The following is a 24336-nucleotide window of genomic DNA, read 5'->3' on the forward strand; positions in this document are numbered from 1 at the left end:
TCACCTCTCGTTGTTAGCACTCATCACAGAGGAGTGCTAATGCAATTATTAATTTATCACCTCTATAAAATGATGTCAACGGAAATGCATAGGTTTATAGTAAAAATTCTTCAAATACTTCATTCCCTACAAAACGACCATTCCTAGTTAGTTTTATATAATCTTCTTCCATTGCTATAAGACCTTTTTCTAATAGATCTTGCAATTGTTTTTCATAAACACTTTCAATAGTACAGTTGAATTTTTCATAAAAATATTTTTTACTAACACCAGCTGTTTTCCGTAATCCTAAAAATAGCTCTTCTTCTATTCTTTCCTGTTTTGTTTCAATATGTGTTTCATGAAACGGTTTTTCCCCATTTGTGATTGCTGACATGTATTTTTTTAATGGGCCGTGGTTTGAATAACGAGTACCCTTAATATAACCATGGGCACCAGCACCAAACCCTGCATATTCGTCATTATCCCAATAAATGCGATTATGGATTGAAGAATATCCTTCTTTACTAAAATTACTTATTTCATATTGATGTAAACCATGAAGCTCCATTTGTTGCATTAGTACATCATACATTTCAGCTTCTAAATCCTCGCCCGGTAAACGAAGCTTTCTTTTCGCCATTAAGTTATAAAAAATGGTTTTTGGTTCGACAATTAAAGAATAGGCTGAATAATGTGGTAGCTGCAGTGAAAATGCAATGTTCAATGTTTCCTTCCACTGTTGCATAGTTTGTCCAGGCAATCCATACATTAAGTCTATACTAATATTTTCAAATCCAGTTTTCTTAGCCTCTTCAATTGTATTGAAAACATGTTCGTTAGAATGAGTTCTACCTAATTTTTTCAATAAATCTTCTTGAAAGGCCTGTACACCTAAGCTAAGACGATTGACACCGCCGTTATACAGCACTTCTAGCTTTTCTTTTGTCAATTCATCAGGATTAGCTTCTGATGTAAATTCTGTGACATGTTCCTTTGGTATATACATACTTATTAACTCTAATAGTCTATTCAATTGTTTTGGTGATAATGATGTGGGAGTACCACCGCCTAAAAAAATTGTTTCAATGTTTGAAAAATCATGATCACGAGTCCATAAGCGCATTTCTTCGCCTAAGGATTCAATATATTCATCGACTGGCTGATTTTTAAAAAATACTTTGTTGAAATCGCAATAGTTGCAAATCTGATGGCAAAACGGAATATGGATATAAATACCTCTAGCCAATCTAAAACCTTCTTTCATATTAAGTGAAACTTTCATCAGTGGAGGAGCACTGATGGTTAGTTGAACCAATCGGGCTTTTACGAGCAGTTATCTGCCACCTTTCTTCTTCGCTTCTCTCTCAAATTTTGAGGTGGGGGTCTTACTGCACGTTAAATTCATACAAATTGATATTAGGTATAGTTTAATGTATTTCTCTCTATTATCAAAATGTCATGAATTATTCTAGAAGATGATGAACCATCAAGCCCATAAAAGTATTGAACGGATCCAATTGAAAACATCTCACCATTTCTCTACAAAGCTACTAACATAATGTTTAGGCCTGGTTTCCTTAAATGGCTATAAAAAAACCGTATGCTTTATTACATACGGCTTTGGACATTATTATTTTGAATATGTAAATCGATTTAAGTTAAAGCACTCATCACAAGCTACTTCAATCTCCATTACACCTTTTGATGTAAAAATAACTTTTGCAATATTGCCTTCCATTTCACGTGCCGCATTTACTGTATTTGGCGTGATTGGTGGATTGAAATAAACAGCTTTCCATTCAAATTCATGACCACAATTAAAACATTGATGCTTGTTTTTTATTTTTTCAAGATTTTTCATGGTTATCGCCTCCATATCTATTATTTCATATTCAAATTTGAGATAAAAGTAGATAAAGTGTCTAATTATGGAAAATTTTCACCATCATAGTTGTTCCGCTTCTCAACAAAAAAAGGAAACGTGATAAAACGCTTCCTTCTTTCCCTACTTATATAGCTCTCTTAAATTGAAGTTTTTGCTCTTCTAGTTCTTCTAATTTATTTTGCATATGAGTGATATGGCATTCAAAAGCCCCAAGCTTATCTTCGATTGATTTCATCAATCGTTCTAGACATTCAATGTCCTCTTTATATGCCAAAATACCACTTCCTCTAAATCAATTATTACCATTTTAATAGTTAAAAGCAAAATACGCAATAAATAATTACTTTTCATACATATTTTATACATAATTTAACAAAACTATTATACAAAAGACATCTTTAGTTTTTAGTAACATTAAAAACAATAGAACTATGAATATTACTTTTTCATTGTAAGTACAATAATTTGCAAAGTATAAACAAAATAAAAAGAAGAGCCACTTTTAGCTCTTCTTCTTATTATTAAATTTTTGCATTATGAAATGGATTCATTTTTTTATTTCTTAGGTTGATCGTCATCCATTTTCAGTACCGCCATGAATGCTTCTTGAGGTACTTCAACGGAACCCACTTGTTTCATACGTTTTTTACCTTCTTTTTGTTTTTCAAGAAGTTTACGTTTACGAGAGATATCCCCACCATAACATTTTGCAAGTACGTTTTTACGCATTGCTTTGATGGTTGAACGTGCAACTATTTTTTGGCCAATAGCTGCCTGTACTGGCACTTCGAATTGTTGACGTGGGATTAATTCTTTTAGTTTTTCAACAATTACCTTACCTCGTTCGTAAGCAAAGTCTTTGTGTACGATAAAGCTTAAAGCATCGACTTGCTCTGCATTTAACAAGATATCCATCTTCACTAGGTTCGATGGTTTGTATCCAATCAATTCATAGTCAAATGATGCATATCCTTTTGTACTAGATTTTAGCTGGTCAAAGAAATCATAAACAATTTCAGAAAGCGGAATTTCATAGAAAATATTCACACGAGTTGTATCGATATAATCCATTGTTAAAAAGTTACCACGTTTACGTTGGCAAATTTCCATTACAGCACCTACATAATCATTTGGCACCATAATATTCGCTTTTACATAAGGCTCTTCAATACGATCGATTTTTTGTGGTTCTGGCATCATCGATGGGTTGTCCACTTTAACTTCTTCACCATCTGTCATGTGTACATGATAGATAACACTTGGTGCTGTTGTGATTAAATCGATATTAAATTCGCGCTCAATACGTTCTTGAATTATTTCCATATGAAGTAATCCTAAGAATCCACAACGGAAACCAAAACCAAGTGCTTGTGATGTCTCAGGTTCATATTGCAATGCTGAATCATTAAGCTCTAGTTTTTCAAGTGCATCTCGTAAATCGTTGTATTTAGCTGTATCAATTGGATATAATCCGCAATATACCATTGGGTTTAACTTTCGATAGCCAGGAAGTGCTTCTGTAGCTGGATTATTAGCAAATGTAATTGTATCCCCAACACGTGTATCACCTACGTTTTTGATAGACGCTGTTAAATACCCAACATCACCGACTGTCAAAAATTTAGTTGGTGTAATTTTCGGTGTATGTACACCCACTTCGATGACTTCGAATTCAGCGCCTGTTGCCATCATTCGAATCTTGTCTCCTGGCTTAACTGTACCTTCAACAATTCGAATAGAAGTAATAACACCGCGATATGCATCGTAAACAGAGTCAAAGATAAGTGCTTGTAATGGTGCTTCAGGATCACCAAGTGGTGCAGGTACTTTTTCTACAATTTCTTCTAAAATATCTTCAATACCAATACCAGCTTTTGCTGAAGCTAACACAGCTTCTGAAGCATCTAAACCAATTACATCTTCTATTTCTCCACGAACACGTTCTGGATCAGCTGAAGGAAGGTCAATTTTATTGATGACTGGTAAAATTTCAAGGTTATTATCTAAAGCAAGGTAAACGTTTGCTAAGGTCTGTGCCTCAATCCCTTGCGCTGCGTCAACAACTAAAATTGCTCCTTCACAAGCAGCTAAGCTTCTTGAAACTTCATATGTGAAATCGACATGTCCTGGAGTATCGATTAGATGTAAAATGTAAGTTTCGCCATTTTTTGCTGTGTAATTTAATTGAACAGCATTTAATTTAATCGTAATTCCACGTTCTCTTTCTAAATCCATGGAATCTAGAAGTTGTTCTTTCATTTCACGTGCAGTTAATGCATTTGTTTTCTCTAAAATACGGTCAGCTAACGTTGATTTACCGTGGTCAATATGAGCGATAATAGAGAAATTTCGTATATGTTCTTGACGTTTGATCAATTCTTCTCGGTTCATGCGTTCCACTCCTAATTAAACTACTAGAATTATAGCAGTGATTCGCATTATATTGCAATGTTAGGATGATGTAGGTTCTACAAACGCTTCCTCTATTGCTCTTGCTAATATCGCAATGGAGCGGTTTAATTCTTCTTCACTATTCTCCACTCCACCAAGTTCAATCAAAATAATATTGTTAGACAGATCCTGGTTATAAATTCCATTTACCCCGGCACCTGTTTTTTTAATTACACCTCTTGATATACCAGGAACTAGACTGTTTAATTTTTTTGATAGTCGTTCAGCATAGGACTCGTTTGCTTGATATCGACTATTTTTACCCCCAATAACGAATGCCATTCTAGCATAAGGGGAGCCTTTGTACGTTGTGGTTGTAATTTCCCTTCCTGAAGAATCTCTATGAATATCCATGATTAAATCATAATCATGTTGTTCAATCTGTTTTTTCACATAAGGACGGACTGCATCATATGCCTGATAATAAACCAAATTCTGCTGCTTCATCACCTTCATGGTATCTACATTTAGAATATCTGTTTCAATTTTGTTTTGTTTGAAGTGGTTGACAAATGTGTCACCCAATGATTGAACATTCTCCGTATCATGATTGACAGTGATGGTTTCATTCCGTTTTTTTAACATGGGATAATAAGCTTCATGTGAGTGCGTAAAATAAATCAAGGTTTTAAAAGAAGTCGTAGTTTTTTTCTCCGAAAGTTTCGTCGCGACTGTTTTGTTTGCTGCATAGACAATTTTGGTATCCTGCTTTGTTGTTTCAATAATTGGTTTTGGTTCATCCCAAAGCGGGATTTTCGCTGCAATTATAGGTAGTGAAAAAAAGATTGCTAAGAATAAAACACTATATTTCCATCGTCTTTGCCGTTTTTGCATCCTATATCCCTCCTCCTGTTACTTTATGGAGAAAGGATATTATTTAGAACCTCTAAGAAGCACTCAACCATTTTGTACAGACACTTGCGAGCATATTAACATAGGCCGAAACCCAATCATCAATATTTTTAGGTGTAACAAAAAGACGTTGTTGTCCAGTTAATGCTTCTTGGAAAAGTTGAAGGCGTTCATCTTTATCCCACTTCACCCATTCGCCAAAAATCGGCAATAATGCCTCTGTTAATATTGGTGTATTTTCATCTACCGAATAGGATGAAACAGATAAGGCTGATGAAGGTCTCTTACCTTCTGATATTTTTGCTGAAATATATTTAAATAAAGATTCTACCGCATCTGTTATTAATACTGGACCATCTACTACTGTTGGTAATCCAATTGCAGTTACGGCACATCCCATTGTTTCTTCAGAAATTTCTTTTCTTGCATTACCTACTCCAGCTCCTGGTTGAATTCCGGTATTGGTAATTTGTACGGTTTTACACAATCTATCACTTGAATTCGTTGCTAGGGCATCAATAATCACAATTAAAGAAGGTTTAATATTATCAGCAAGTGCCTTTACGAATTCACTTGTCTCGTATCCTGTCTGCGCTGTGACACCAGGGGCGTAAATGATGCAATTATCTTGAATCATTATATCTTGGTTATGCAATTGCTCAATGGTCAATGGCCCGATTGCATCTGGTGTAATCGTACGATTTCCTAGACCGATAATAAGAACTCTTTCTAGTTGATCCTTGGAATGTAATTTTTGAAGCACTTTAATTATATTTTCTTCAAAAATTTCAAGTCCCTCTTGATCGTAAGCTTCTAAGGATGGAACTGATAATGTGACATAAGTACCCTCTTTTTTCCCAATATGCTCTTCACCTTCTTTAGAAACCGTAACTTGTGTTACTTTAACGATTTCCTCCCAATTCTCTTGTATGTCTATGCCATTAGATTCCCTTAATGTTGCACGTTCTTCTTCTGTCTTATGATTAATATATGCCTCTGTTTCATCTACTAGGTCTGTTGTTGACCATTGGAAATTTTCCATTTTCTCACCTCTTTCCTAGTTTGTACATTGTGTCAAGTAAATATTCTTTGCATTTCACTCTTGATTTTTCTATTAGGATTTTGCTATAATGATGCTTGTTGTATAGACACATAAACAGTTGAGAATTTACTCATCTCGATCCTTTCTAGGAGGTGAACGTTAATGCCAAACATTAAATCTGCAATCAAACGCGTAAAAACTAACGCTACTGCAAACGCACAAAACGCACAAGTAAAATCTGCTATGCGTACTGCTGTGAAAAAAGCTGATGCTGCATTAGTTGCAAAAGATGAAAACGCAAAAGAACTTTTAAGTGTTGCTGTTAAATCATTAGACAAAGCAGCTTCTAAAGGCTTAATCCACAAAAACGCAGCTTCTCGTCAAAAAGCTCGTTTAATGAAAAAAGCTTAATCCAATAGGATTCAAAAAGACTAGAGATTTTCTCTAGTCTTTTTTTGTTTGCTGATTTTATTCTATATATTTTTTAAAAGAGATAAATGGAAGAATAAATATATATTTTGGAAAATCAACTTTAAGAAAGAATAAAATAAGCAGATGGCTAATTAGAAATTCTTTACTGAACTTCTTTACCATCTGCTTTTTATCTTTCAAGCAATATTAAGTTAGAGATTTATTCTAGCTCCTGCTACGCAATAGCTTCAAGTTTGTATACATATTAAAATGCTAAATATTTTTATTTGCTAACGTTTATTAGAGATTTAGCTAGATTTCAATATTTACAACAATATCTAAATCTCACTTATGTAAACCCTATAAAGGTTTCATGAGAAATAGTTCCAAAAATCTCTCACGTCTCCCCCCCATTGATTTTAATTTCAAGTCCACTTCACTTAACCCATACAATGCCTTTAGCAAAGACTCATCAGAAACTTTGCGACGATCCTCCACAATTCTTTTCACTCGATAAGGATTAACTTTTAATTGTTTCGAAATTTGTTGAGGATGATATCCCTTAGTCAGTAAATAATAGACATTAGACATTAAACGAATTTGAGAAGCTAACAGTGCAACGAGCATAATAGGCTCTTGCTTTTGGCGTATTAAATCATGATAAATCGACAACGCCTCTGACACATCATTACGCATATAAGCATTAAGCATTTTAAATGCATCTTGTTCTAAGGTTTTGGCCACTAATTCTTCTACTAATGAGACGGTTATATTCGATTCCCCGCCAAGATATAAACAAATTTTCTCAATTTCTGATCGTAAATGTAACATATCCATTCCAACCAACTCGACTAGTTTGGATGTTGCTTCATCATTAATTGTTTTTCCCTGAGCTGATACCTCATTTTGCACCCAAACGGCTAAATCATGCTCTTTTGGCGTTTCTGCAAGCATATACTCAGCATGCTCTTTCATTTGCTTAGTAACCTTTTTACGTTCATCTAATTTTTCATATGGTGCAATAAAAATAGTTACAGACGTGTCTGAAGGAAATTCAAGCCATTTTGCAAGTCTAGTCAAATCATGATTAATCTTTTCTTTTGTCTTATCTGTTGCCTTCAAAAAAGAGGCGTTCTTAGCAATGATTAATTTCTTGCTAGAGAAGAAAGGAATCGTATCGGACTCATCAATCACAAAGTCAACTGGCTGTTCATCGAGATCGATTGTGATCGTCTCGAGTTCTCCTTCTTCTTCAAGCTTTGTTTTAATACGTCTAATCGTTTCATCTATAAAATAGGATTCTAGCCCAGCTAATAAATAAACGGGTGTTATTTTTCCTTTTTGAATTTCATTCCATAATTTTGAAAACATGTTCTTCCTCCTAGCACTACACTATATTTAGTATACATTCATTTTTTACAATCTGCGAGTATGTACAAATTGTGTCAAAGTTAGCTGAAGATGTTAAAATCTTCATTCAATATAGCTTTTTTCTAGGCGTTACTTTATAATTAATACGAATTAGGAGGGATATCAATGAATCCATTTGAAAAAGATGTACAATGTAAAAGAAATGACGCTCTTGATTCAGGCGTAGGCTTCGGCGTATCATTCGTATTCTTCGCACTTATGTTCATTATCGCAACTGTAATTGACTACGTTAATCTGTAAGCGTCTACCCGAAAAAGCTTTGTCATTTGGACAAAGCTTTTTTCATTTCTATTAATTGGTAGGTGGTCATAATTTGCCACCTTTCTTTTGTTACATTTACCTCTATTGATCCTACTTCTGCCGTATTCAGCGTTGGTAATTTCAAACTATTATACCGCTCAACAACTTCTTTATTCGGATGACCGTATCGATTGTTAAGCCCAGTAGAAAAAATGGTAAGTTTAGGATTCGTTGTTTCCAAAAAAGGCACTGCACTCGATGTTTTACTACCATGATGACCAGCCTTTAATATCGTCAAATTCTCTATCGATTGTGTATTATTTTTTACTAATTGTAATTCCCCTTCCTCTTCTAAATCACCAGTTAACAGTAATTTAAAAGCCCCATACCTTAGCAATAGGACTAGCGAATCATTATTCCCTTCATAATGAGTGTCTGTTGGAGATAAATATTCAAAATAGACATCACCTTCTCGCCACTTCTCGTTTGCCATTTTCTCTTTCACTGGTATCCTTTCTTTTTTCACCAAGTCTATCACGTCAAGCATAACAGACTTCTCCCATGAGCTTGGAGAAATGTGAATCTCATTCACTCTAATTTCTTCCATCACTTCTTCTGCTCCTTCTACATGATCAGCATCTGCATGGGTCATCAACAGTGTATCAACTTCCCGAATCCCTCTCCCTTTTAAATAAGGTACAACAATTCTCCGTCCAACCTCGTATTCTGTTTTCGATTGTTTCCACTGTTCCTGATTAAAACGTAGTAGACCCCCTGTATCGACAACGTAAACCTTTTTACGATAGGGTAGCTCAATTACTACACAATCTCCTTGTCCCACATTTAAAAAGGTAATGCGAACATCCTTATGCAAACTAGGTGCAATGTGAATTACAATCGCAGGAATCAAGATACAGAATGTGGCCATTATATAATGCCTTTTCTCAATACATACAAATGCCACTAAAACACCAATAAACGCTAGGCAACATATGATTACACTTGGCCTTCCAGTCACCCACATTTGATATGGAATTGCTTGTAACCACATAATGCTCTTTGTAACAAGCATTCTTAAAGGTTCATATATAAAGAATAATAATTGTGCAAGTGGTAGACATACGGTAGTCAAAACGAATAAAACGATATTAATTGGTAGTATGATTAATGAAAAAAGCGGAACAAAGATAATATTAGCCAAAAATGATGATAAACTTAATTCAAAAAAGTGATAGATGAGAAGAGGATATACTAACAATTGACAAACCGTTGTTATATATAAGGATTTAAGTATTGAGTTTTGTGTTGACTGTAAAATAGCGTTCGAAAAAACAAGCGCAACTGTTGCTAAATAAGAAAGCTGAAATCCTATTTGAAAAATGATACTAGGTTGATATAAAACGAATACAATAAAGCTTAATGCTAATGCATCATCAATTGATAGATTTGATAAGAATACTTTACAAAACATCACCATTTCTACAACGATTACAGAACGCCAAACAGAAGGTGCTCCTCCTGCAATACATGCATAGATAGGTAATGTAATCATAATAACGAAAGTAGCATGCTCTCGCCTTATATGGAGCCTTAATAACAATTCATAGATTAATACTGATACTAGCGCCACATGAAGCCCTGAAATGGCAAACAAATGGGTTATACCGAGTTTTTGATAGGCTCTATTTAAATCTTGATCCACATTTTCTTGTTCACCAATGATTAATGACTGTGCTTCTGCAACAAGGCTTTCAGGAAAAGTCTTCTCAATATGTTTTTTTATACGAAATCTTTGTTCTGCTAAACTAGCAGAAAGTGTTTTTTCTCTTTTAATATATGTCGCTTGTTCGATTTCATAGATTCCTTGAGCTGCATGACTTTTGATATAATTTTCCATTGAAAATGCATATTGATGAGCTGGTAAGGTAGGCTGTACTAATTTCCCTTTTACTTGAAATTTTATGCCACTTAAAGAGGATTGTTCGTACTTTTCTTTTTCATGCTGTGATCGAAATGTTTGGACTGCATATACTTTTTCACCAGTTTCAAGCTTTGCAAATCCTCTTAACTTTGAGCCATTAATTGTATAAGTATCTGTCCAGATTAAAGTTGTTTCTTTTGGTATGGGGTGTTCTCTATGATGTAGTGTTTGTGAGGTATAGAAGTAGGTAGAAAAAGAGATGATTACAAGAGCTGCAATCATCCAATTGGGTTCTTTTTTCCACCATAAAAAGAGACTATAAGGGATTATTAGGCCAAGTAGCCACATATTTAGATGTGCTGCTACAGAGGCTAGTAATATTACTAGAGCAATGTAAATTATTTTATGTCTAATGTTGATAGACCGAATAGTTCCTCCACCTTCTGTTCATATGGTTCCAATTCCTCAAGTGTGGCACCATGTTCGCGAAGCTTTGCCAATAAATCTACATAAAGTGCAATTTTCTCATTACTTAAAAAGTCAATTTTTCGTTCATCGAATGGAACATGCACGATATTTACACCTGCTTGTTCTAACAATTCAACAGCATATGGATTATTCTTGTAGTCAGTTGCATAGTATAAGTTTTTGATCCCTGCTTGAATAATTGATTTTGTGCAAGGTAAGCATGGGAAATGGCTAACATATAAATCTGCACCATTTGTCGGTGTACCATATTTTGCGCATTGTAATAATGCATTTACTTCTGCATGTACTGTACGAACACAATGGTTATCGACAACATAGCATCCTTTATCAATGCAATGATCATCACCAGAAATCGAGCCATTATATCCTCCAGCTATAATCCGTTTATCACGAACAATTGTTGCACCTACTGATAGTCTTGTACAAGTACTTCTTAAAGCTAGCAAATGGCTTTGTGCCATAAAAAATTGGTTCCATGTAATACGCTCCATATAAATGCCTCCTGAATAGATCTTCTTCTATCAGTTTAGATATAGACTTCATCTTTTTCAACAGTCAATATAGCTAATTACTGTACTGTTAGAAAATCTTTTAAAGATTCAAACGTCTTTTCACCAATACCTTTGACATTTTTTATATCTTCAATAGTTTTAAATGGACCATTTTCTGTTCGATAAGCAATAATTGCTTGAGCTTTAGATGGTCCAACTCCATTCAACGTTGTAAGGCCCGATTCATCTGCAGTATTAATATTAACTAAATCTGATTTTGAAGTATTCGTTGCTACACCATGAGTTGATGGTAAAGAAGTTGATGTTTCAGTAGAAACATCTGCAAGAACTTCTTCTACCTCTTCACCTTTTTGTGGAACATAAATGACCATTTCATCTTGAAGTTTTTGTGCATGATTAATCTGTCGCGATTGGGCATTTTTTGCATAACCTCCTGCAAGCAAGATCGCATCAATTACACGACTATCTGCATCGAGTTGGTAAACACCTGGGTTTTTGACCGCCCCTTTGACATCTACCATAATAGAGGTTGCTACCACCATACCTTCCTTTGCAACGTTTTTGTGCTCTGCATCTGTTTTTGTTTCAGAGTATTCAATAGGAAGTTGTTTATCATTTGGGATTTTAGAGAATAGTTCGTCCTGTGGGGGGGTGGACGATTGTTTGGAGAAATAAAAAAAGCTAATACATAAAACAAGTATCACAATGGGGATTCCATACTTTTTGTAATTTTTCTTCAAAAAAGAAGGAATTAGCTCGCACATCCTTTCTGATCAGAAGGCAAATTATACGAAGCTAATTCCAATATAAATGATTTTCCAATATTTGAAAAGACTATTTTACTGCACGTAAGAAAATTCTTTCAGATTTTTCAGTTGGTGCCTCTTCTAAATAGTCTGCTGTTACAGCGATCTCACTAAAGCCTGCTTGTTGCAGCATATCAATATACGTTTGAATATCAAATGTACGTTGATAATGATATTCTTCAAAACGTTCAAATAAACGATTTTCCTGCTGGATATAAAATACCATATCATGATGAACGGAATGAGGTGCTTCTCCTGCTTCAGTAATCCATAAATACGTTATCTCACCATCATCAAAGGTAAAAGGCGAATCCATAAAGATTTCATCCATTTTATATAAAGAATGCACATCAAAGAATAATTGTCCCCCAGATCGTAACGATTGATAAACGCGAGACAATGTTTCTTGTACTTCTTCTTGATTTGACAAATAGTTAATCGAATCGATTGGAATCGTTACAATATCTAGATTTTCAAATCCTTCTAGCTCATCCATTGACATACAGAATAAAGGCACATTAACTCCTTCTATCATAAAACGCTCAGCTGCGATTGTCAGCATCTCCTCAGATAAATCTAGGCCACTTACTTCATATCCTAACTTTGTAAACTCAGTAGCCATTTTACCTGTACCACAGCCAATATCTAAAAGCTTTTTATATTCCTTGGATGGTGCATATTTTGCAACCCAACTAATATAGTCGTCATAGGGAATATCAGTCATTAATGCGTCATATACTTCTGCAAATCGCCCGTAGCTACTCATTCAGCATCCACTGCTAAGAATTTCTCAGGTGCATCGCCCCATAAACGTTCTAAATTATAGAATTGACGTTCTTCTTTATGGAAAACGTGACATACCACATCACCAAGATCTACTAGAATCCAGCGTGCAGAATCGAATCCTTCAATACGTTTTACTTCATAGCCTTCTTTGTGAGCTATATCCGCAATTTCACGTGCAATTGCTTGAGTTTGACGATCTGAATTCCCGTGGCAAATTAAAAAATAATCTGCTAGCAATGAAATTCCTTGCATATTTAAAACAACAATATCTTCTGCACGTTTGTCATCTGCAGCCTTAAAAGCAATATCTAATAATGTATTTGTCATTCTTTCACTTGTCCTTTCTTTTGCAACAATAAATCGTTATAGCATTCAAACGAATCAGGGAATATGGGTTGATGTTTACTAATTAAAAATGATATTGAATGTGTTAAACACTTAATCATCAAATCGTGTAATTCTAACTCTTCTGATGCTTTTCTTAGTTCATGTACACCTGAATATTTCCGATTAGGTTCGATCATATCTGCAATATAAACGATTTTTTCTAAATTACTTTGTTCTAGTCTCCCTGTTGTATGGTAACGAATGGCGTTTAAAATATCTTCATCTGATACATTAAATTCCATTTTAGCTACATAAGCACCTACAGGACCATGCCATAGTTCATGATGATATTGAAGCAATCTTGGATCCATTTGTTGTTCTATAATTGTTTGCCTCATCCAGTCACGATCTGCATATTTACATGAATCATGCAAAATAGCTGCTACCTCTGCTTTTTCAGGATCCTCTCCAAAACGTTTTGCAAGTTTTATGGCTGTATCCGTCACACCAATTGTATGGATATAACGCTTTTCAGGCATACGGTCTTTCATCGATAATAATAATTCATCGCGTTCCATATAAACCTTCCTCTCGTATATACTGTTCAACGGCTGTCGGCACTAAAAATGTCACAGTTCGTCCTTCTTTTAATCGATTTCGAATCATCGTAGATGATAAATCCATAAGCGGTGCTTCTATTAGCTGTACAGGAAGTTTCGTCACACCAGCAGTACCTGGTCGATGTACACCAACAAATTGGACTAACTTGGTAAGCTCTTGAATATGGTACCATTCATCGAGTATATCAATCATATCGCCACCAATAATAAAATAGAATTGAGTATTGGGTTCAAGAGAAGTTAATCCTTTTAGAGTATCATATGAATAAGATACTCCTCCGCGCTCCATTTCATACGGTTCTATTTTAAAATATGGTATGGACTGAATGGCTAGTTCTGTCATATGCAATCTGTCTTTTGCTGTGGCATCTTCTGGTTTCACTTTATGTGGAGGTACCGCATTTGGCATAAAACGTACTTCATCTAATCCCAAAACATCATAAGCTTCATTTGCCATTAAAAGATGTGCCATATGAGGTGGGTTAAATGTACCGCCAAGAAGACCAACTTTTTTCATTTCATCAAATCCTTATTTCGCTTTTGGCAATTCGATTTTTCGATGTTCTCGTTTTGAAGCTTGTTTATATAAAACAACTGTTAGACCAATAAGTTGAACAAGTTCCGCATTGGAACCTTCAGCTAATTGTTCAGCTACATCATGTTTATCTTCTTCACAATTGTCTAAAATACGTACTTTTAATAATTCACGTACTTCTAATGCTTGTTTAATTTGCACAAGCATTTCTGCACTTACTCCGCCTTTCCCTACTTGGAATATTGGTTGTAAATGGTGTGCTTCTGCACGTAAAAAGCGTTTTTGTTTCCCTGTTAACATGTAATTATTTTCCTCCTAATTGCTCAAGCAGTAAATCTTTTACGATGTCTGCTTTTGGATACGAATCTGTCCAGTAGCTGTAGGCAAGTGCTCCTTGATGGATGAACATGCCAAGTCCTGTGACAACAGTCGCTCCTTTTTTCTTTGCTTCATTTAAAAACGGTGTCATTAAAGGATTATACACAATATCTGCAACAATTGCAGTGCTTGATAATTGATTCAATGAAAACGGCAATGTAAATTCACTATGATTTAATCCAGCAGACGTTGTTTGTACTAGAATTTCAAACTGGGTTAATTGTTCTTCAGCTTCAGTCAATGAAATAGCAGTTGCTTCTATGTCAAGCTCATCACAGATGGCTTGTGCCTTTGAAACCGTGCGATTGGCAATCGTAATATGTGAATAGCCTGTTGCAACAAGTGCAAATGCAATCCCTCGAGCAGCTCCACCTGCACCTATGACTAATACATGTTTGTTTCTATGACCATTGCCTACTACTTCTTCCAAAGAACGAACGAAACCTAAACCATCTGTATTGTAACCTTTATAGGCCCCATTTGGTTGTTTCACCACAGTATTAACTGCCCCCATTTTGCTAGCTGATTCATCTAGCTCATCTAAATACGGAATAATTTTTTCTTTATGTGGGATTGTAATATTCCAGCCACTACATCCAAGTGTCTTTAAAGCTTCTACAGATTGCTCTAAATTCTCTGGCAAAACATGAACTGGAATATAGCTAGCATCTCGATTTTCTTCTGCCATCCAAGCATTATGCATTAGTGGTGACATTGAATGCTCGATTGGGTCACCAATAACTGCGTACCATCTTCTCAAAACAATTCCCCCTAAATCAATGAAGGGCGAACTTGAACTTCTACACCTTCTGGGGCATATGCTGCAACTACTACGTTTGGATCTTGAATTGTTATCCAGCCAAGACCTGAGAATACGATATCTGTTTTTGCTTCTTTAATCGAAAATTCATGACGTACTAATTTCGGTAGTTGATCAATATACTTTTCAGATGGTGGAGCAAGTAATTCGCCTTTATGATTTGCATATAATTCATCAGCGTTTTCTAATTTTGTACGATGAATATTCAAATCATTTGCAATATGCACTGTAAATGCTGATCTCATTCCTTGAATAAAATCAAAACGAGCTAAAGCACCAATAAACAATGATTGTTCCGGATTGAGTTGGAATACTTTAGGCTTGATTTCTTTTTTAGGCATTATATATTTCAATTCAGATGGATCCAAATAATGTGCCATTTGATGGTGATTAATAATTCCTGGCGTATCATAAATGGCATGTCCATCATCTAAAGGAATCTCAATCATATCAAGCGTTGTACCTGGGAAGTATGAAGTTGTAATAATATCACCAGCACCTGTAGCTTGTTTAATGATACGGTTGATAAATGTTGATTTTCCTACATTTGTACATCCAACAACATAGACATCCTGCCCTCTACGGTATTCATTTATTGCTTCCATAGCCTCTTCCATGCCTGTTCCTTTATGGGCGCTTACAAGTAAAACATCAATTGGTTTTAAGCCAAGTGCTTTTGCTTCTCTTTTAATCCAATTGATGACCTTATTTTTTTTCACTGATTTTGGAAGTAAATCCACCTTGTTAGCTATCAATAACACTGGATTGTTGCCAACAAAACGATGTAAACCAGGCAGCCAGCTACCATTGAAATCGAAAATATCTACAATTTTAACAATTAGCCCATTATTCTTACCTAAACCATTTAAGATGCGTAAGAAATCATCATCTGTTAATGATACAGGTTGAAGTTCATTGTAGTTTTTCAAACGGAAGCAACGTTGGCAAATGATATCTTCCTTTTCTAAAGAAGATGCAGGAGCATATCCTGGTGCGTTTTTGTCTTCTGTTTGGATTTGTGTACCACAGCCGATACATTGTGGCATTTCATTCATTATTTTTCCTCCCAAGTTTTAATACCTTTTTTACTTAAATATTTATAAACACGTCGTTCGATAAAACGATTAAACCGTGTTACAAAACCATCTGATTGTGCAACAGGCTTTACTAGAATAGTGTGTAGTTTACTACGATTTGCACCCATCACATCTGTCAGCATTTGATCACCTAACATCAAGACTTCTTCTGGTTTCATATTGAGTAGTTCTAGCGCTCTTTTAAAACCTCTTACTAATGGCTTTTGAGCCTTGAAAATATATGGAATTCCTAATGGATCTGCAAATTTCTTCACACGAGGTTCTTTATTGTTAGATAATATTACAATTTGGATTCCAGCATCATGCATTTCTTTGAACCACTCTATTAGTTCCTCAGTTGCATCTGGTCGGTCCCATTCGATTAGTGTGTTATCAAGATCGGTAATAATTCCTTTAATGCCCATTTGTTTTAGCTTTTCCGGTGTAATCTCAAAAATGGAAAATGCAAATTCCTTTGGCATAATCAATTTATACAAATTTTTTCCCCTATTCTTCTTATTATGGCTATGTTAGAGGACACTGTTAATTATAAGATATCCAATGCGATAGCTTTTATTTTCATTCGAGCTACAGCTAACTTTTAAAATTATAACATATGTGCGAAGGCTTGACCCACCTGGATATGCGTACCTTGTACAACATTCTCTAAAAACTCTACACTGTTTTCGTCAAATAACAATACCACTGTTGAACCAAAACTAAAATAGCCTACTTCTTCCCCTTTGTTCCAGTTAGTTGAAGTATTCGTTATATGAATCGAATTCACAAACATAGCTCCTACTTTTATGAATGCACAACGTGAACCATTTTCTGTTACCAATTCAGTAATCTGTCGGTAATTTTTTGAGATAGGTTGGTTACCATAAGTTAAACCTAAGCTATTCACCGGATATGATTTCCGACCTAGCGTATACTGACTTGCTACTTTAGCATCCATCGGGCTATGGAATCGATGGTAATCAGCAGGGCTTAAATAAAATACGATATATTTTCCATTCAAATAACGATTCACGATTTCTTCTTTTCCAAGTAAATCCTTTAAATCATAGGTTTTGCCTTTTACGTAAAAGATTGAATTATTTTCGATATCTCCAAATGATTCAATTTTGGCATCTACAGGACTAGTATATACATCTTTCCCATTTGCAATAAGACGCGCATTTTCACTTAATTTGCGTATAAAAAATTCATGAAGACTTGGAAATGATTCATGTTTTTCTGAAACTTCTTCAAGGTTAATACCGTATATTTTAATGTATGACGAAATAAGCTTTTTACTAATTCGCGATGTTGTAAAATGCTTTAACAAGAAGGATGACCATCTGCCATTCGTTAATTCTACGACCGATCGATAAAATTTTTCTCTAATCAATTTAACACCTCATTTTTAAAAAGTTTTACAGTTACACCAAAAAAGCAGTATAATGTTAAAATACTGAACAAATAAAGGAGTGCTGTCCATTGTTTTTTATTTCTATAGTGGATACCACAATTAAAAAAATGAAATCACACTTAGCTAATTTAATCACAATCGGGAATATTTCATTTGGTGGAGCATCAATTATGGCTACCATAAATGAGTCATATAACTATGCTGTCTTGTTTATATTCATTGCCGCTTTTTTAGATCGTTATGATGGTAAAATAGCACGGAAATTTAATCAAGAGTCAGAGTTAGGAAAGCAATTAGATTCCATGAGTGATATTATATCATTTGGGGTGGCTCCTGCGTTACTTATGTATGAAATGACTTTAATGGGTTATGGCACGATTGGCATGATTGTTACTGTGTTATACATCGCTTGCGGAGCATTCAGACTCGCTAGATTTAATATTACAGAATCAAATGGATACTTCTGTGGTTTACCGATAACTGCTGCTGGAGCAATTTTAACAGTATCCTTCTTCTTCATTCCAATTCTTTCAACGGTATTCTATATGTTTTTGTTCCCGCTATTATCAATTCTTATGATTAGTACATTTTCATTGAAAAAAGTTTGAGAAATATTTTCAAATGACCTGGCTTTACAGGTCATTTTTTTGTTGTAAAAGAGTACTTCTTGTCATATGTTGTATTATTAACTATCACGAAAGGATGACGACAATCAGTACCCTTTTAACAGCCATCCTACAGCTTTGGGTTGAGCTCCCTGTCATTCTTGGCTATTTAAAAGGGCAATCATTTCCACAGCCCTTTACGAAGGAAGAAGAAGCAGAATGTCTTGAGCGATTTTTGAATGGTGATGAATCAGCAAAACTGGAGCTAATAGAAAGAAATATGCGGTTAGTAGCTCACGTCGTCAAGAAATTCCATCCAAAACATGAGCAATTAGATGATTATATCTCCATTGGAACAATTGGTTTAATGAAGGCAGTTGCAAGTTTTACTCCTCAGAAAAAAACGAGGCTAGCTACTTATGCTGCTCGTTGTATCGAAAATGAAATATTAATGCATTTAAGAAGTCAGAAAAAAGTTCAAAAAGATGTTTCTCTTTATGAAACAATTGGCTCTGACAAGGATGGCAATCCCCTTGAAATTGCAGATTTTCTCCAAAGTGATGACCCTTCTACTGAACAGCAAATCGAAAGACGTGAAGAAGAACAAAGATTATATGAACACTTAGATTTACTGGATGAGCGAGAATTGTTAATCATTCAACAACGCTATGGACTTGGACAGCAGGATGCAAAAACTCAAAAAGAGATTGCTCAAGAAATGAACATCTCGAGAAGTTATGTAAGTAGAATTGAGAAGAGAGCTTTAATTAAATTGTATCAACATTTCAAACGAAAAAAACCATAAAGGACGGAATTCAAAAAAATGAACTCAAAAAAGGAGTTGCCCATTAAAGCTACGGGCAACTCTTTTTATCTTTCGCCAACGGCTACACTAACGCCTCAACTTTAAGTTTAGTTTGTTGAAACTTCAGATACCATAACAAGACTTAAGACTGCTGTAATTGCAACTGCAGCTACCATAATGAATGTCATATTAGACCCTCCCAGCATCCCTAGAATGAAGTAACTTAACTACTTTAATCATACCACCCTATAGATGTAAGGAAGTGAGACCTTTTTGAACATCTCCTGTCAAATCTTTGGCGAAATTGTGACTGACTATATTTTAGAAATTACTTTTAAAACAATTTGTGTTGAATGTTTTGCTGCTACCGGTAAGAATTCATCAAAGCTAATATTCGATTCTTTTCCAGCTATATCAGATAATGCGCGGATTACAACAAATGGAGTGCCAAATTGATAACAAACTTGAGCTACTGCTGCTGCTTCCATCTCAACAGCTTTCATACTTGGAAAATATCCACGTACTGTTTCAACTCGTTCAGGATCATTCATAAATGAATCGCCTGTTGTAATTAAGCCTACAGCATATTGATGTTCACCAATTTCTGTTACCGCTTCCTCAGCGAGCTTTATTAGTTTTTCATCCGAATTAAATGCTGCAGGCATTTGAGGAACTTGTCCCATTTCATAGCCAAAGATTGTTGTATCTACATCATGATGACGTACTTCATCAGAAATGACAATGGCACCAACCTCTAGATTTTCATCATATCCACCTGCAGATCCTGTATTTATCACAACGTCCGGCTTGTATTGATCAAGTAAAATGGTCGTTGACATCGCGGCATTCACTTTTCCAATACCACTTTTCAATAAAATAACATCATGACCTGCATATGTACCTTCCGTATATTCACTATTTGCAATTGTTTTCGTTGAAGTATTTTCCAATGTATTTCTTAATAATTCTACTTCTTCTTCCATTGCGCCGATTACAGCAATTTTCATTAAATTCTTCCTCTCTTTTGTGAAACACTTTTCTATATAAAATGTTGGGGTAAGACTTCGCTAGCATCTACTTAAGACATACCGGTGAATGCCCTTGCGGTTACTCGTCGGAGAAATAGTATAGAACTATTTTATTTAACAAGTCACCTTCGCTATTTAATTTAAACAAAAGACGGCTATCCGTCAAGAATTGGATAACCGCCTTAGACTATTAATATGATCCTTTATAAGATTTTAGAACCTCTAATTTTGTTGGTTGCCAACCTTCGTTTTCGACCCATTTCAAATAAACTCGGTAATTCTTCTTTTTATCTTTAGAAGAAACGATTCCAATTGAAGTATCTGGGCTACCACCATTTTTTATATACCAAATAATCATATCGTTTTCATCAAGTCCTGTAGTTGTTGCAATTGTTGCGATTTTTTCTTTCCAGTCTACAGAATCCTTATCATAACTTGATACATGCGAACTACTATCAGCTTTTTGAGAAGTTTTAGTTGGTTTCCAATTCGAATCAGTAATAACTTTCATAACATTTTGGTCATTGGATGATTCAATTGTTGCTGTTTTACTTTCTTTATAGTTGTAATCAGCATTTGCTGTAGTATCAGAAGAAATATTACTATCAGTCGCTGTAGTGTCTTCTGTATTATTTTGAACATTATTATTAGTTGCATCTTGATTTGCATCAGTAGAAGTTTGATCTTGTGTGTCTGATTCTTCTTTTGCTTTTTCAGCCTGATCTGCTTTCTCTTTTTCTATTTCTTTTGAATCTTTCACTACTATGTTATCAGCTTTCTCCTCGTTGTCTTGTTTTTCATTGTTTGCTACTTTGTTATCGTTTGCAGATTCTTTGTCATTAGAACCCCCAATAACGATGAAACCAGCAACAATTAGGATTAGTCCGACAACAATTCCAATCAGCAGGTTTAAAACTTTGTCCATTTTTCGTTTACCTGTGTTTTTTGGCTTTTTTTCATTTGGGTTATATCGACGTCCAACTTCAGCCATATGTATCCCCCCTATACATCTCTATATATTGTGACAAATTTAAAGTTTGGCAAGGTACCCCTTTCCAACTTTAATATAATCATAACATAGAATCTGAAACACCTTCTACTCCAAGTCAAATACACGACTAATGTCATCTATATGAACAGCAGATAAAAAATATTCTAAACAAAGGTTCTATGTCAATTGTATGATTCGTTCTAGTGATTGCTCCTGTATCGCTTTGCTAGCTTCGTCGCAGTAAAAGATTGCTCCTTTAATTGATTCTTAGCAAAGGACATATCTCTACCTGATATAGACAACAATGTTGGTACAGTCACCTCGACTTTTCTATTGTTTTTTTCTTAATTGTATTTAAATAAAGCAACAAATAGTATAGAATCAAATAAAAAACTCACCCGATTAGGTGAGCTTTTTACATATTTAAAAGTTATTTAATTGAAATAATTTGAACATCCATATCTCCACCAGGAGTTATGATTTTCACTTTATCCCCTACTTTATTGCCAAGCAAAGCTTTAGCAATAGGTGAATCGTTTGAAATACGACCTTCAAAAGGATCAGCTTCTGCAGAACCAACGATAGTATAAGTTTCTTCATCTTCGTCTGGAAGTTCTTTAAAAGTTACTGTACGGCCGATTGTGACGATATCAGATGCACTTGTACCTTCTTCAATGATCATTGCATTACGGATCATTGTTTGAAGCAGTGAAATACGGCCTTCAACGAAACCTTGTTCGTCTTTAGCAGCATCGTATTCAGAGTTTTCGGAAAGGTCACCGAAACCACGTGCAATTTTAATACGTTCTACAACTTCTTTACGTTTTGTAGTAATTAAGTATTCTAATTCTTCTTCCAATTTTTGCTTACCTGCAGCAGTCATTGGATATTGTTTTTCAGTTGACAATAGTGTTCACTCCTTAAGTCACTTCTTAACTTAATAAAAATACTATGTCACAACTTCATAAAGAATGCGACATAGTTTCAAAAAGTATATTTGCTAATCAATTACCATGATATTACACAATACTATCAGTTTCAAGGATTGTTTTTATTTTTGTAACCATTAAATCAATCGCTACTTCATTTTGTCCGCCTTCAGGAATAATAATATCTGCATAACGTTTTGTTGGTTCTATGAATTGATTATGCATTGGGCGAACTACTGAAAGATATTGTTCAATAACAGAGTCCATTGAACGTCCTCGTTCATTAATATCTCTTAAAATACGTCGAATAATACGTAAATCTGCATCAGTATCGACAAATAATTTTATATCCATTAAGTCACGAAGGCCTGGATCAGCTAATACAAGAATTCCTTCAAGAATAATAACATCTTGTGGGTCAATGTGTATTGTATCGTTTGAACGTGTATGAAGCGCGTAATCATATATCGGTTTTTCAATAGATTGACGATTAAGTAAACGCTTTACATCTTCAATTAATAAATCGGTATCAAAAGCATCTGGATGATCATAGTTCGTTTCTAAACGTTTTTCAAACTCCAAATGACTTTGGTCTTTATAATAAAAGTCTTGTTCAATTACAACTACTGAATGCTCTTTAAAAACATCGTGGATGGCATGGGTAACACTTGTTTTACCTGAACCAGAACCTCCAGCAATACCTATAACAACTGGACGTTTACTTCCCATTATCGCATCTCCTTGCGCATCATATTATGCGGATATAGTTTTTGTTCACATTTGAAGCGAACAATTTGTAATGGGTGTCGTGCAGCATCTAGTGAAACTCCATCTTCATCCAAAACTTCGTCTATTACAACTGTAAAGTTTTCAATTTCAGGTCCAAAGAATTCCACTTCATCACCTGGTTTGAAATAGTTACGTTGTTGTAATGTAACCATCTTTGTATCTTCATCGTATTCTAAAACCATTCCAACGAAGTCAAATTTTGTTTGCTTACCATGTTCACCAAACATTTGTTGTTCATACCCTGGTTCACCTTCAAAGAATGAAGAGGCTGTCTCACGGTTCGCACATTTATCTAATTCTTCTAGCCACTCACGTTTAATCTTGAAGTTATCAGGATCTGCACAATAAGCATCGATTACTTTACGATAAACACTTACAACAGTTGCAATATAATGAATCGATTTCATACGACCTTCAACTTTTAATGAATCAATTCCTAATTCAATAATTTTTGGGATTGACTCGATTAATTTCAGGTCTTTTGGACTCATCGCAAATGCCTCATCACCTGTATCAAATAAAGGTTTTTGTTCACCGTCTTCCACAGCATATAAATCATAATCCCAGCGACATGATTGGCAACAGCCACCTCTGTTAGAGTCACGAGCTGTCATGTGATTAGATAATACACATCGACCAGAATAAGCGATACACATCGCACCATGTACGAATGATTCGATTTCAATATCCACTTTTTCTTTCATCAATTTAATCTCTTCTGCTCCTGTTTCACGTGCGAGAACAACACGATGTAGGCCTTCTTCTTTCCAATATTGGACTGCTTTCCAGTTTGAGAGAGATTGTTGTGTGCTTAAGTGTATTTCAAGCTTAGGTGCAACTTGTTTACATGTTTCTATAATTAACGGGTCAGCTACTATAATACCTGCTGCACCAGCGTTTTCGAGTGCACGTAAATAATCTTCTAGTCCATCCATATTTTCATTGTGAGCAAAAATATTGGTTGTTATATAAATTCTTGCACCGTATTTCTTTGCGAATTCTACACCTTCATGAATTTCTTCAATGGAGAAGTTTCCTGCATTGGAGCGAAGGCCGAACTCTTGTCCACCTATAAACACAGCATCAGCTCCATAGTGGACTGCAATTTTCAATTTTTCTAGGTTACCTGCTGGTGCTAAAAGCTCCGGCTTTCTAACGATGACTCTTTTACCATCGCGAATTTCACTGATATTAGCATTTTGTATTAATGT

The 24336-nt window shown here is 35.0% G+C and carries 28 protein-coding genes; 4 read left to right on the forward strand and 24 right to left on the reverse strand.

Going from position 1 to position 24336, the window contains the following annotated elements:
- Positions 1-94: 94 nt before the first annotated feature.
- The 6 genes from hemW to gpr form a co-directional block, all read right to left on the reverse strand.
- Positions 95-1228, reverse strand: coding sequence for a radical SAM family heme chaperone HemW (gene hemW, locus ABE048_RS13735; protein WP_430311827.1), 1134 nt, complete (start codon positions 1226-1228; stop codon positions 95-97).
- Positions 1229-1612: 384 nt separating this feature from the next.
- Positions 1613-1843 (reverse strand): hypothetical protein, encoded by a 231-nt coding sequence (locus tag ABE048_RS13740; protein WP_430311828.1) that lies wholly within the window; start codon positions 1841-1843, stop codon positions 1613-1615.
- Between the two features lie 148 nt (positions 1844-1991).
- A complete protein-coding gene (locus ABE048_RS13745) occupies positions 1992-2141 on the reverse strand; it encodes a hypothetical protein (RefSeq protein ID WP_430311829.1) in 150 nt (49 codons plus the stop codon).
- A gap of 281 nt (positions 2142-2422) precedes the next feature.
- Positions 2423-4258 carry a translation elongation factor 4 gene (lepA, locus tag ABE048_RS13750; protein ID WP_430311830.1) on the reverse strand — a complete coding sequence of 612 codons (1836 nt, stop codon included), beginning with the start codon at positions 4256-4258 and terminating at the stop codon, positions 2423-2425.
- A 60-nt stretch (positions 4259-4318) separates the two neighbouring features.
- Positions 4319-5152 carry a stage II sporulation protein P gene (spoIIP, locus tag ABE048_RS13755; protein WP_430311831.1) on the reverse strand — a complete coding sequence of 278 codons (834 nt, stop codon included), beginning with the start codon at positions 5150-5152 and terminating at the stop codon, positions 4319-4321.
- 52 nt (positions 5153-5204) lie between these two features.
- Positions 5205-6212 carry a GPR endopeptidase gene (gene gpr, locus ABE048_RS13760; protein WP_430311832.1) on the reverse strand — a complete coding sequence of 336 codons (1008 nt, stop codon included), beginning with the start codon at positions 6210-6212 and terminating at the stop codon, positions 5205-5207.
- 162 nt (positions 6213-6374) lie between these two features.
- Between gpr and rpsT the strand changes: the two genes are divergently transcribed.
- Positions 6375-6623, forward strand: a complete 249-nt coding sequence (gene rpsT / locus ABE048_RS13765; RefSeq protein ID WP_430311833.1) for a 30S ribosomal protein S20 — start codon at positions 6375-6377, stop codon at positions 6621-6623.
- A 360-nt stretch (positions 6624-6983) separates the two neighbouring features.
- On the opposite strand, the gene holA is transcribed toward rpsT, so the two are convergent.
- Positions 6984-7994, reverse strand: a complete 1011-nt coding sequence (gene holA, locus ABE048_RS13770; protein WP_430311834.1) for a DNA polymerase III subunit delta — start codon at positions 7992-7994, stop codon at positions 6984-6986.
- Positions 7995-8159: 165 nt separating this feature from the next.
- Here holA and ABE048_RS13775 point away from each other — a divergent pair, with 165 nt between their 5' ends.
- A complete protein-coding gene (locus ABE048_RS13775; RefSeq protein WP_397539384.1) occupies positions 8160-8294 on the forward strand; it encodes a YqzM family protein in 135 nt (44 codons plus the stop codon).
- Positions 8295-8316: 22 nt separating this feature from the next.
- Here ABE048_RS13775 and ABE048_RS13780 read toward each other — a convergent pair whose 3' ends face one another.
- From ABE048_RS13780 to ABE048_RS13835, 12 genes are all read right to left on the reverse strand, one after another.
- Positions 8317-10563 (reverse strand): DNA internalization-related competence protein ComEC/Rec2, encoded by a 2247-nt coding sequence (locus tag ABE048_RS13780; protein ID WP_430311835.1) that lies wholly within the window; start codon positions 10561-10563, stop codon positions 8317-8319.
- Between the two features lie 50 nt (positions 10564-10613).
- Positions 10614-11195, reverse strand: coding sequence for a ComE operon protein 2 (locus ABE048_RS13785; protein WP_403095742.1), 582 nt, complete (start codon positions 11193-11195; stop codon positions 10614-10616).
- 77 nt (positions 11196-11272) lie between these two features.
- Positions 11273-11920 (reverse strand): helix-hairpin-helix domain-containing protein, encoded by a 648-nt coding sequence (locus ABE048_RS13790; protein WP_430311836.1) that lies wholly within the window; start codon positions 11918-11920, stop codon positions 11273-11275.
- A gap of 130 nt (positions 11921-12050) precedes the next feature.
- Entirely contained in the window at positions 12051-12788 is a 738-nt protein-coding gene (locus ABE048_RS13795) for a class I SAM-dependent DNA methyltransferase (protein WP_430311837.1), read from the reverse strand.
- A complete protein-coding gene (gene rsfS, locus ABE048_RS13800) occupies positions 12785-13135 on the reverse strand; it encodes a ribosome silencing factor (protein WP_430311838.1) in 351 nt (116 codons plus the stop codon). The genes ABE048_RS13795 and rsfS overlap by 4 nt, the downstream gene beginning before the upstream one ends.
- The gene (gene yqeK, locus ABE048_RS13805) at positions 13132-13713 is read right to left on the reverse strand and encodes a bis(5'-nucleosyl)-tetraphosphatase (symmetrical) YqeK (protein WP_430311839.1); all 582 of its coding nucleotides are present in this window, start codon (positions 13711-13713) and stop codon (positions 13132-13134) included. The genes rsfS and yqeK overlap by 4 nt, the downstream gene beginning before the upstream one ends.
- Entirely contained in the window at positions 13700-14272 is a 573-nt protein-coding gene (locus ABE048_RS13810) for a nicotinate-nucleotide adenylyltransferase (protein WP_430311840.1), read from the reverse strand. The genes yqeK and ABE048_RS13810 overlap by 14 nt, the downstream gene beginning before the upstream one ends.
- A 12-nt stretch (positions 14273-14284) precedes the next feature.
- Positions 14285-14590: a ribosome assembly RNA-binding protein YhbY gene (gene yhbY, locus ABE048_RS13815; RefSeq protein WP_430311841.1), complete on the reverse strand. Its 306-nt coding sequence runs from the start codon at positions 14588-14590 to the stop codon at positions 14285-14287.
- Between the two features lie 4 nt (positions 14591-14594).
- On the reverse strand, positions 14595-15428 hold the full coding sequence (gene aroE, locus ABE048_RS13820; RefSeq protein WP_430311842.1) for a shikimate dehydrogenase: 834 nt from the start codon (positions 15426-15428) through the stop codon (positions 14595-14597).
- Between the two features lie 11 nt (positions 15429-15439).
- Complete coding sequence (gene yqeH, locus ABE048_RS13825) at positions 15440-16543, reverse strand: ribosome biogenesis GTPase YqeH (RefSeq protein WP_430311843.1); 1104 nt, start codon at positions 16541-16543, stop codon at positions 15440-15442.
- Positions 16543-17046: a YqeG family HAD IIIA-type phosphatase gene (locus ABE048_RS13830; RefSeq protein ID WP_430311865.1), complete on the reverse strand. Its 504-nt coding sequence runs from the start codon at positions 17044-17046 to the stop codon at positions 16543-16545. Before ABE048_RS13830 ends, yqeH begins: the two co-directional genes overlap by 1 nt.
- Positions 17047-17171: 125 nt before the next feature.
- A complete protein-coding gene (locus ABE048_RS13835) occupies positions 17172-17954 on the reverse strand; it encodes a phosphatidylserine decarboxylase (RefSeq protein ID WP_430311866.1) in 783 nt (260 codons plus the stop codon).
- Between the two features lie 92 nt (positions 17955-18046).
- On the opposite strand from ABE048_RS13835, the gene pssA reads away from it, so the two are divergent.
- Both pssA and sigK read left to right on the forward strand, forming a co-directional pair.
- Positions 18047-18586, forward strand: a complete 540-nt coding sequence (pssA, locus tag ABE048_RS13840; RefSeq protein ID WP_430311844.1) for a CDP-diacylglycerol--serine O-phosphatidyltransferase — start codon at positions 18047-18049, stop codon at positions 18584-18586.
- 103 nt (positions 18587-18689) lie between these two features.
- On the forward strand, positions 18690-19388 hold the full coding sequence (gene sigK, locus ABE048_RS13845) for an RNA polymerase sporulation sigma factor SigK (RefSeq protein WP_430311867.1): 699 nt from the start codon (positions 18690-18692) through the stop codon (positions 19386-19388).
- A gap of 314 nt (positions 19389-19702) precedes the next feature.
- Here sigK and mtnN read toward each other — a convergent pair whose 3' ends face one another.
- The 5 genes from mtnN to ABE048_RS13870 form a co-directional block, all read right to left on the reverse strand.
- Entirely contained in the window at positions 19703-20395 is a 693-nt protein-coding gene (mtnN, locus tag ABE048_RS13850) for a 5'-methylthioadenosine/S-adenosylhomocysteine nucleosidase (protein ID WP_430311845.1), read from the reverse strand.
- A 211-nt stretch (positions 20396-20606) separates the two neighbouring features.
- Positions 20607-21407, reverse strand: a complete 801-nt coding sequence (locus ABE048_RS13855; protein ID WP_430311846.1) for a YrrS family protein — start codon at positions 21405-21407, stop codon at positions 20607-20609.
- Positions 21408-21837: 430 nt separating this feature from the next.
- A complete protein-coding gene (gene greA, locus ABE048_RS13860) occupies positions 21838-22314 on the reverse strand; it encodes a transcription elongation factor GreA (protein WP_430311847.1) in 477 nt (158 codons plus the stop codon).
- Positions 22315-22426: 112 nt separating this feature from the next.
- A complete protein-coding gene (gene udk, locus ABE048_RS13865; RefSeq protein ID WP_430311848.1) occupies positions 22427-23065 on the reverse strand; it encodes a uridine kinase in 639 nt (212 codons plus the stop codon).
- Positions 23065-24330: a peptidase U32 family protein gene (locus ABE048_RS13870; RefSeq protein ID WP_430311868.1), complete on the reverse strand. Its 1266-nt coding sequence runs from the start codon at positions 24328-24330 to the stop codon at positions 23065-23067. The genes udk and ABE048_RS13870 overlap by 1 nt, the downstream gene beginning before the upstream one ends.
- Between the last annotated feature and the right edge of the window lie 6 nt (positions 24331-24336).

This window comes from Rummeliibacillus pycnus (genome assembly GCF_050459865.1).
GTDB classification, from domain to species: Bacteria; Bacillota; Bacilli; order Bacillales_A; family Planococcaceae; genus Rummeliibacillus; species Rummeliibacillus pycnus_B.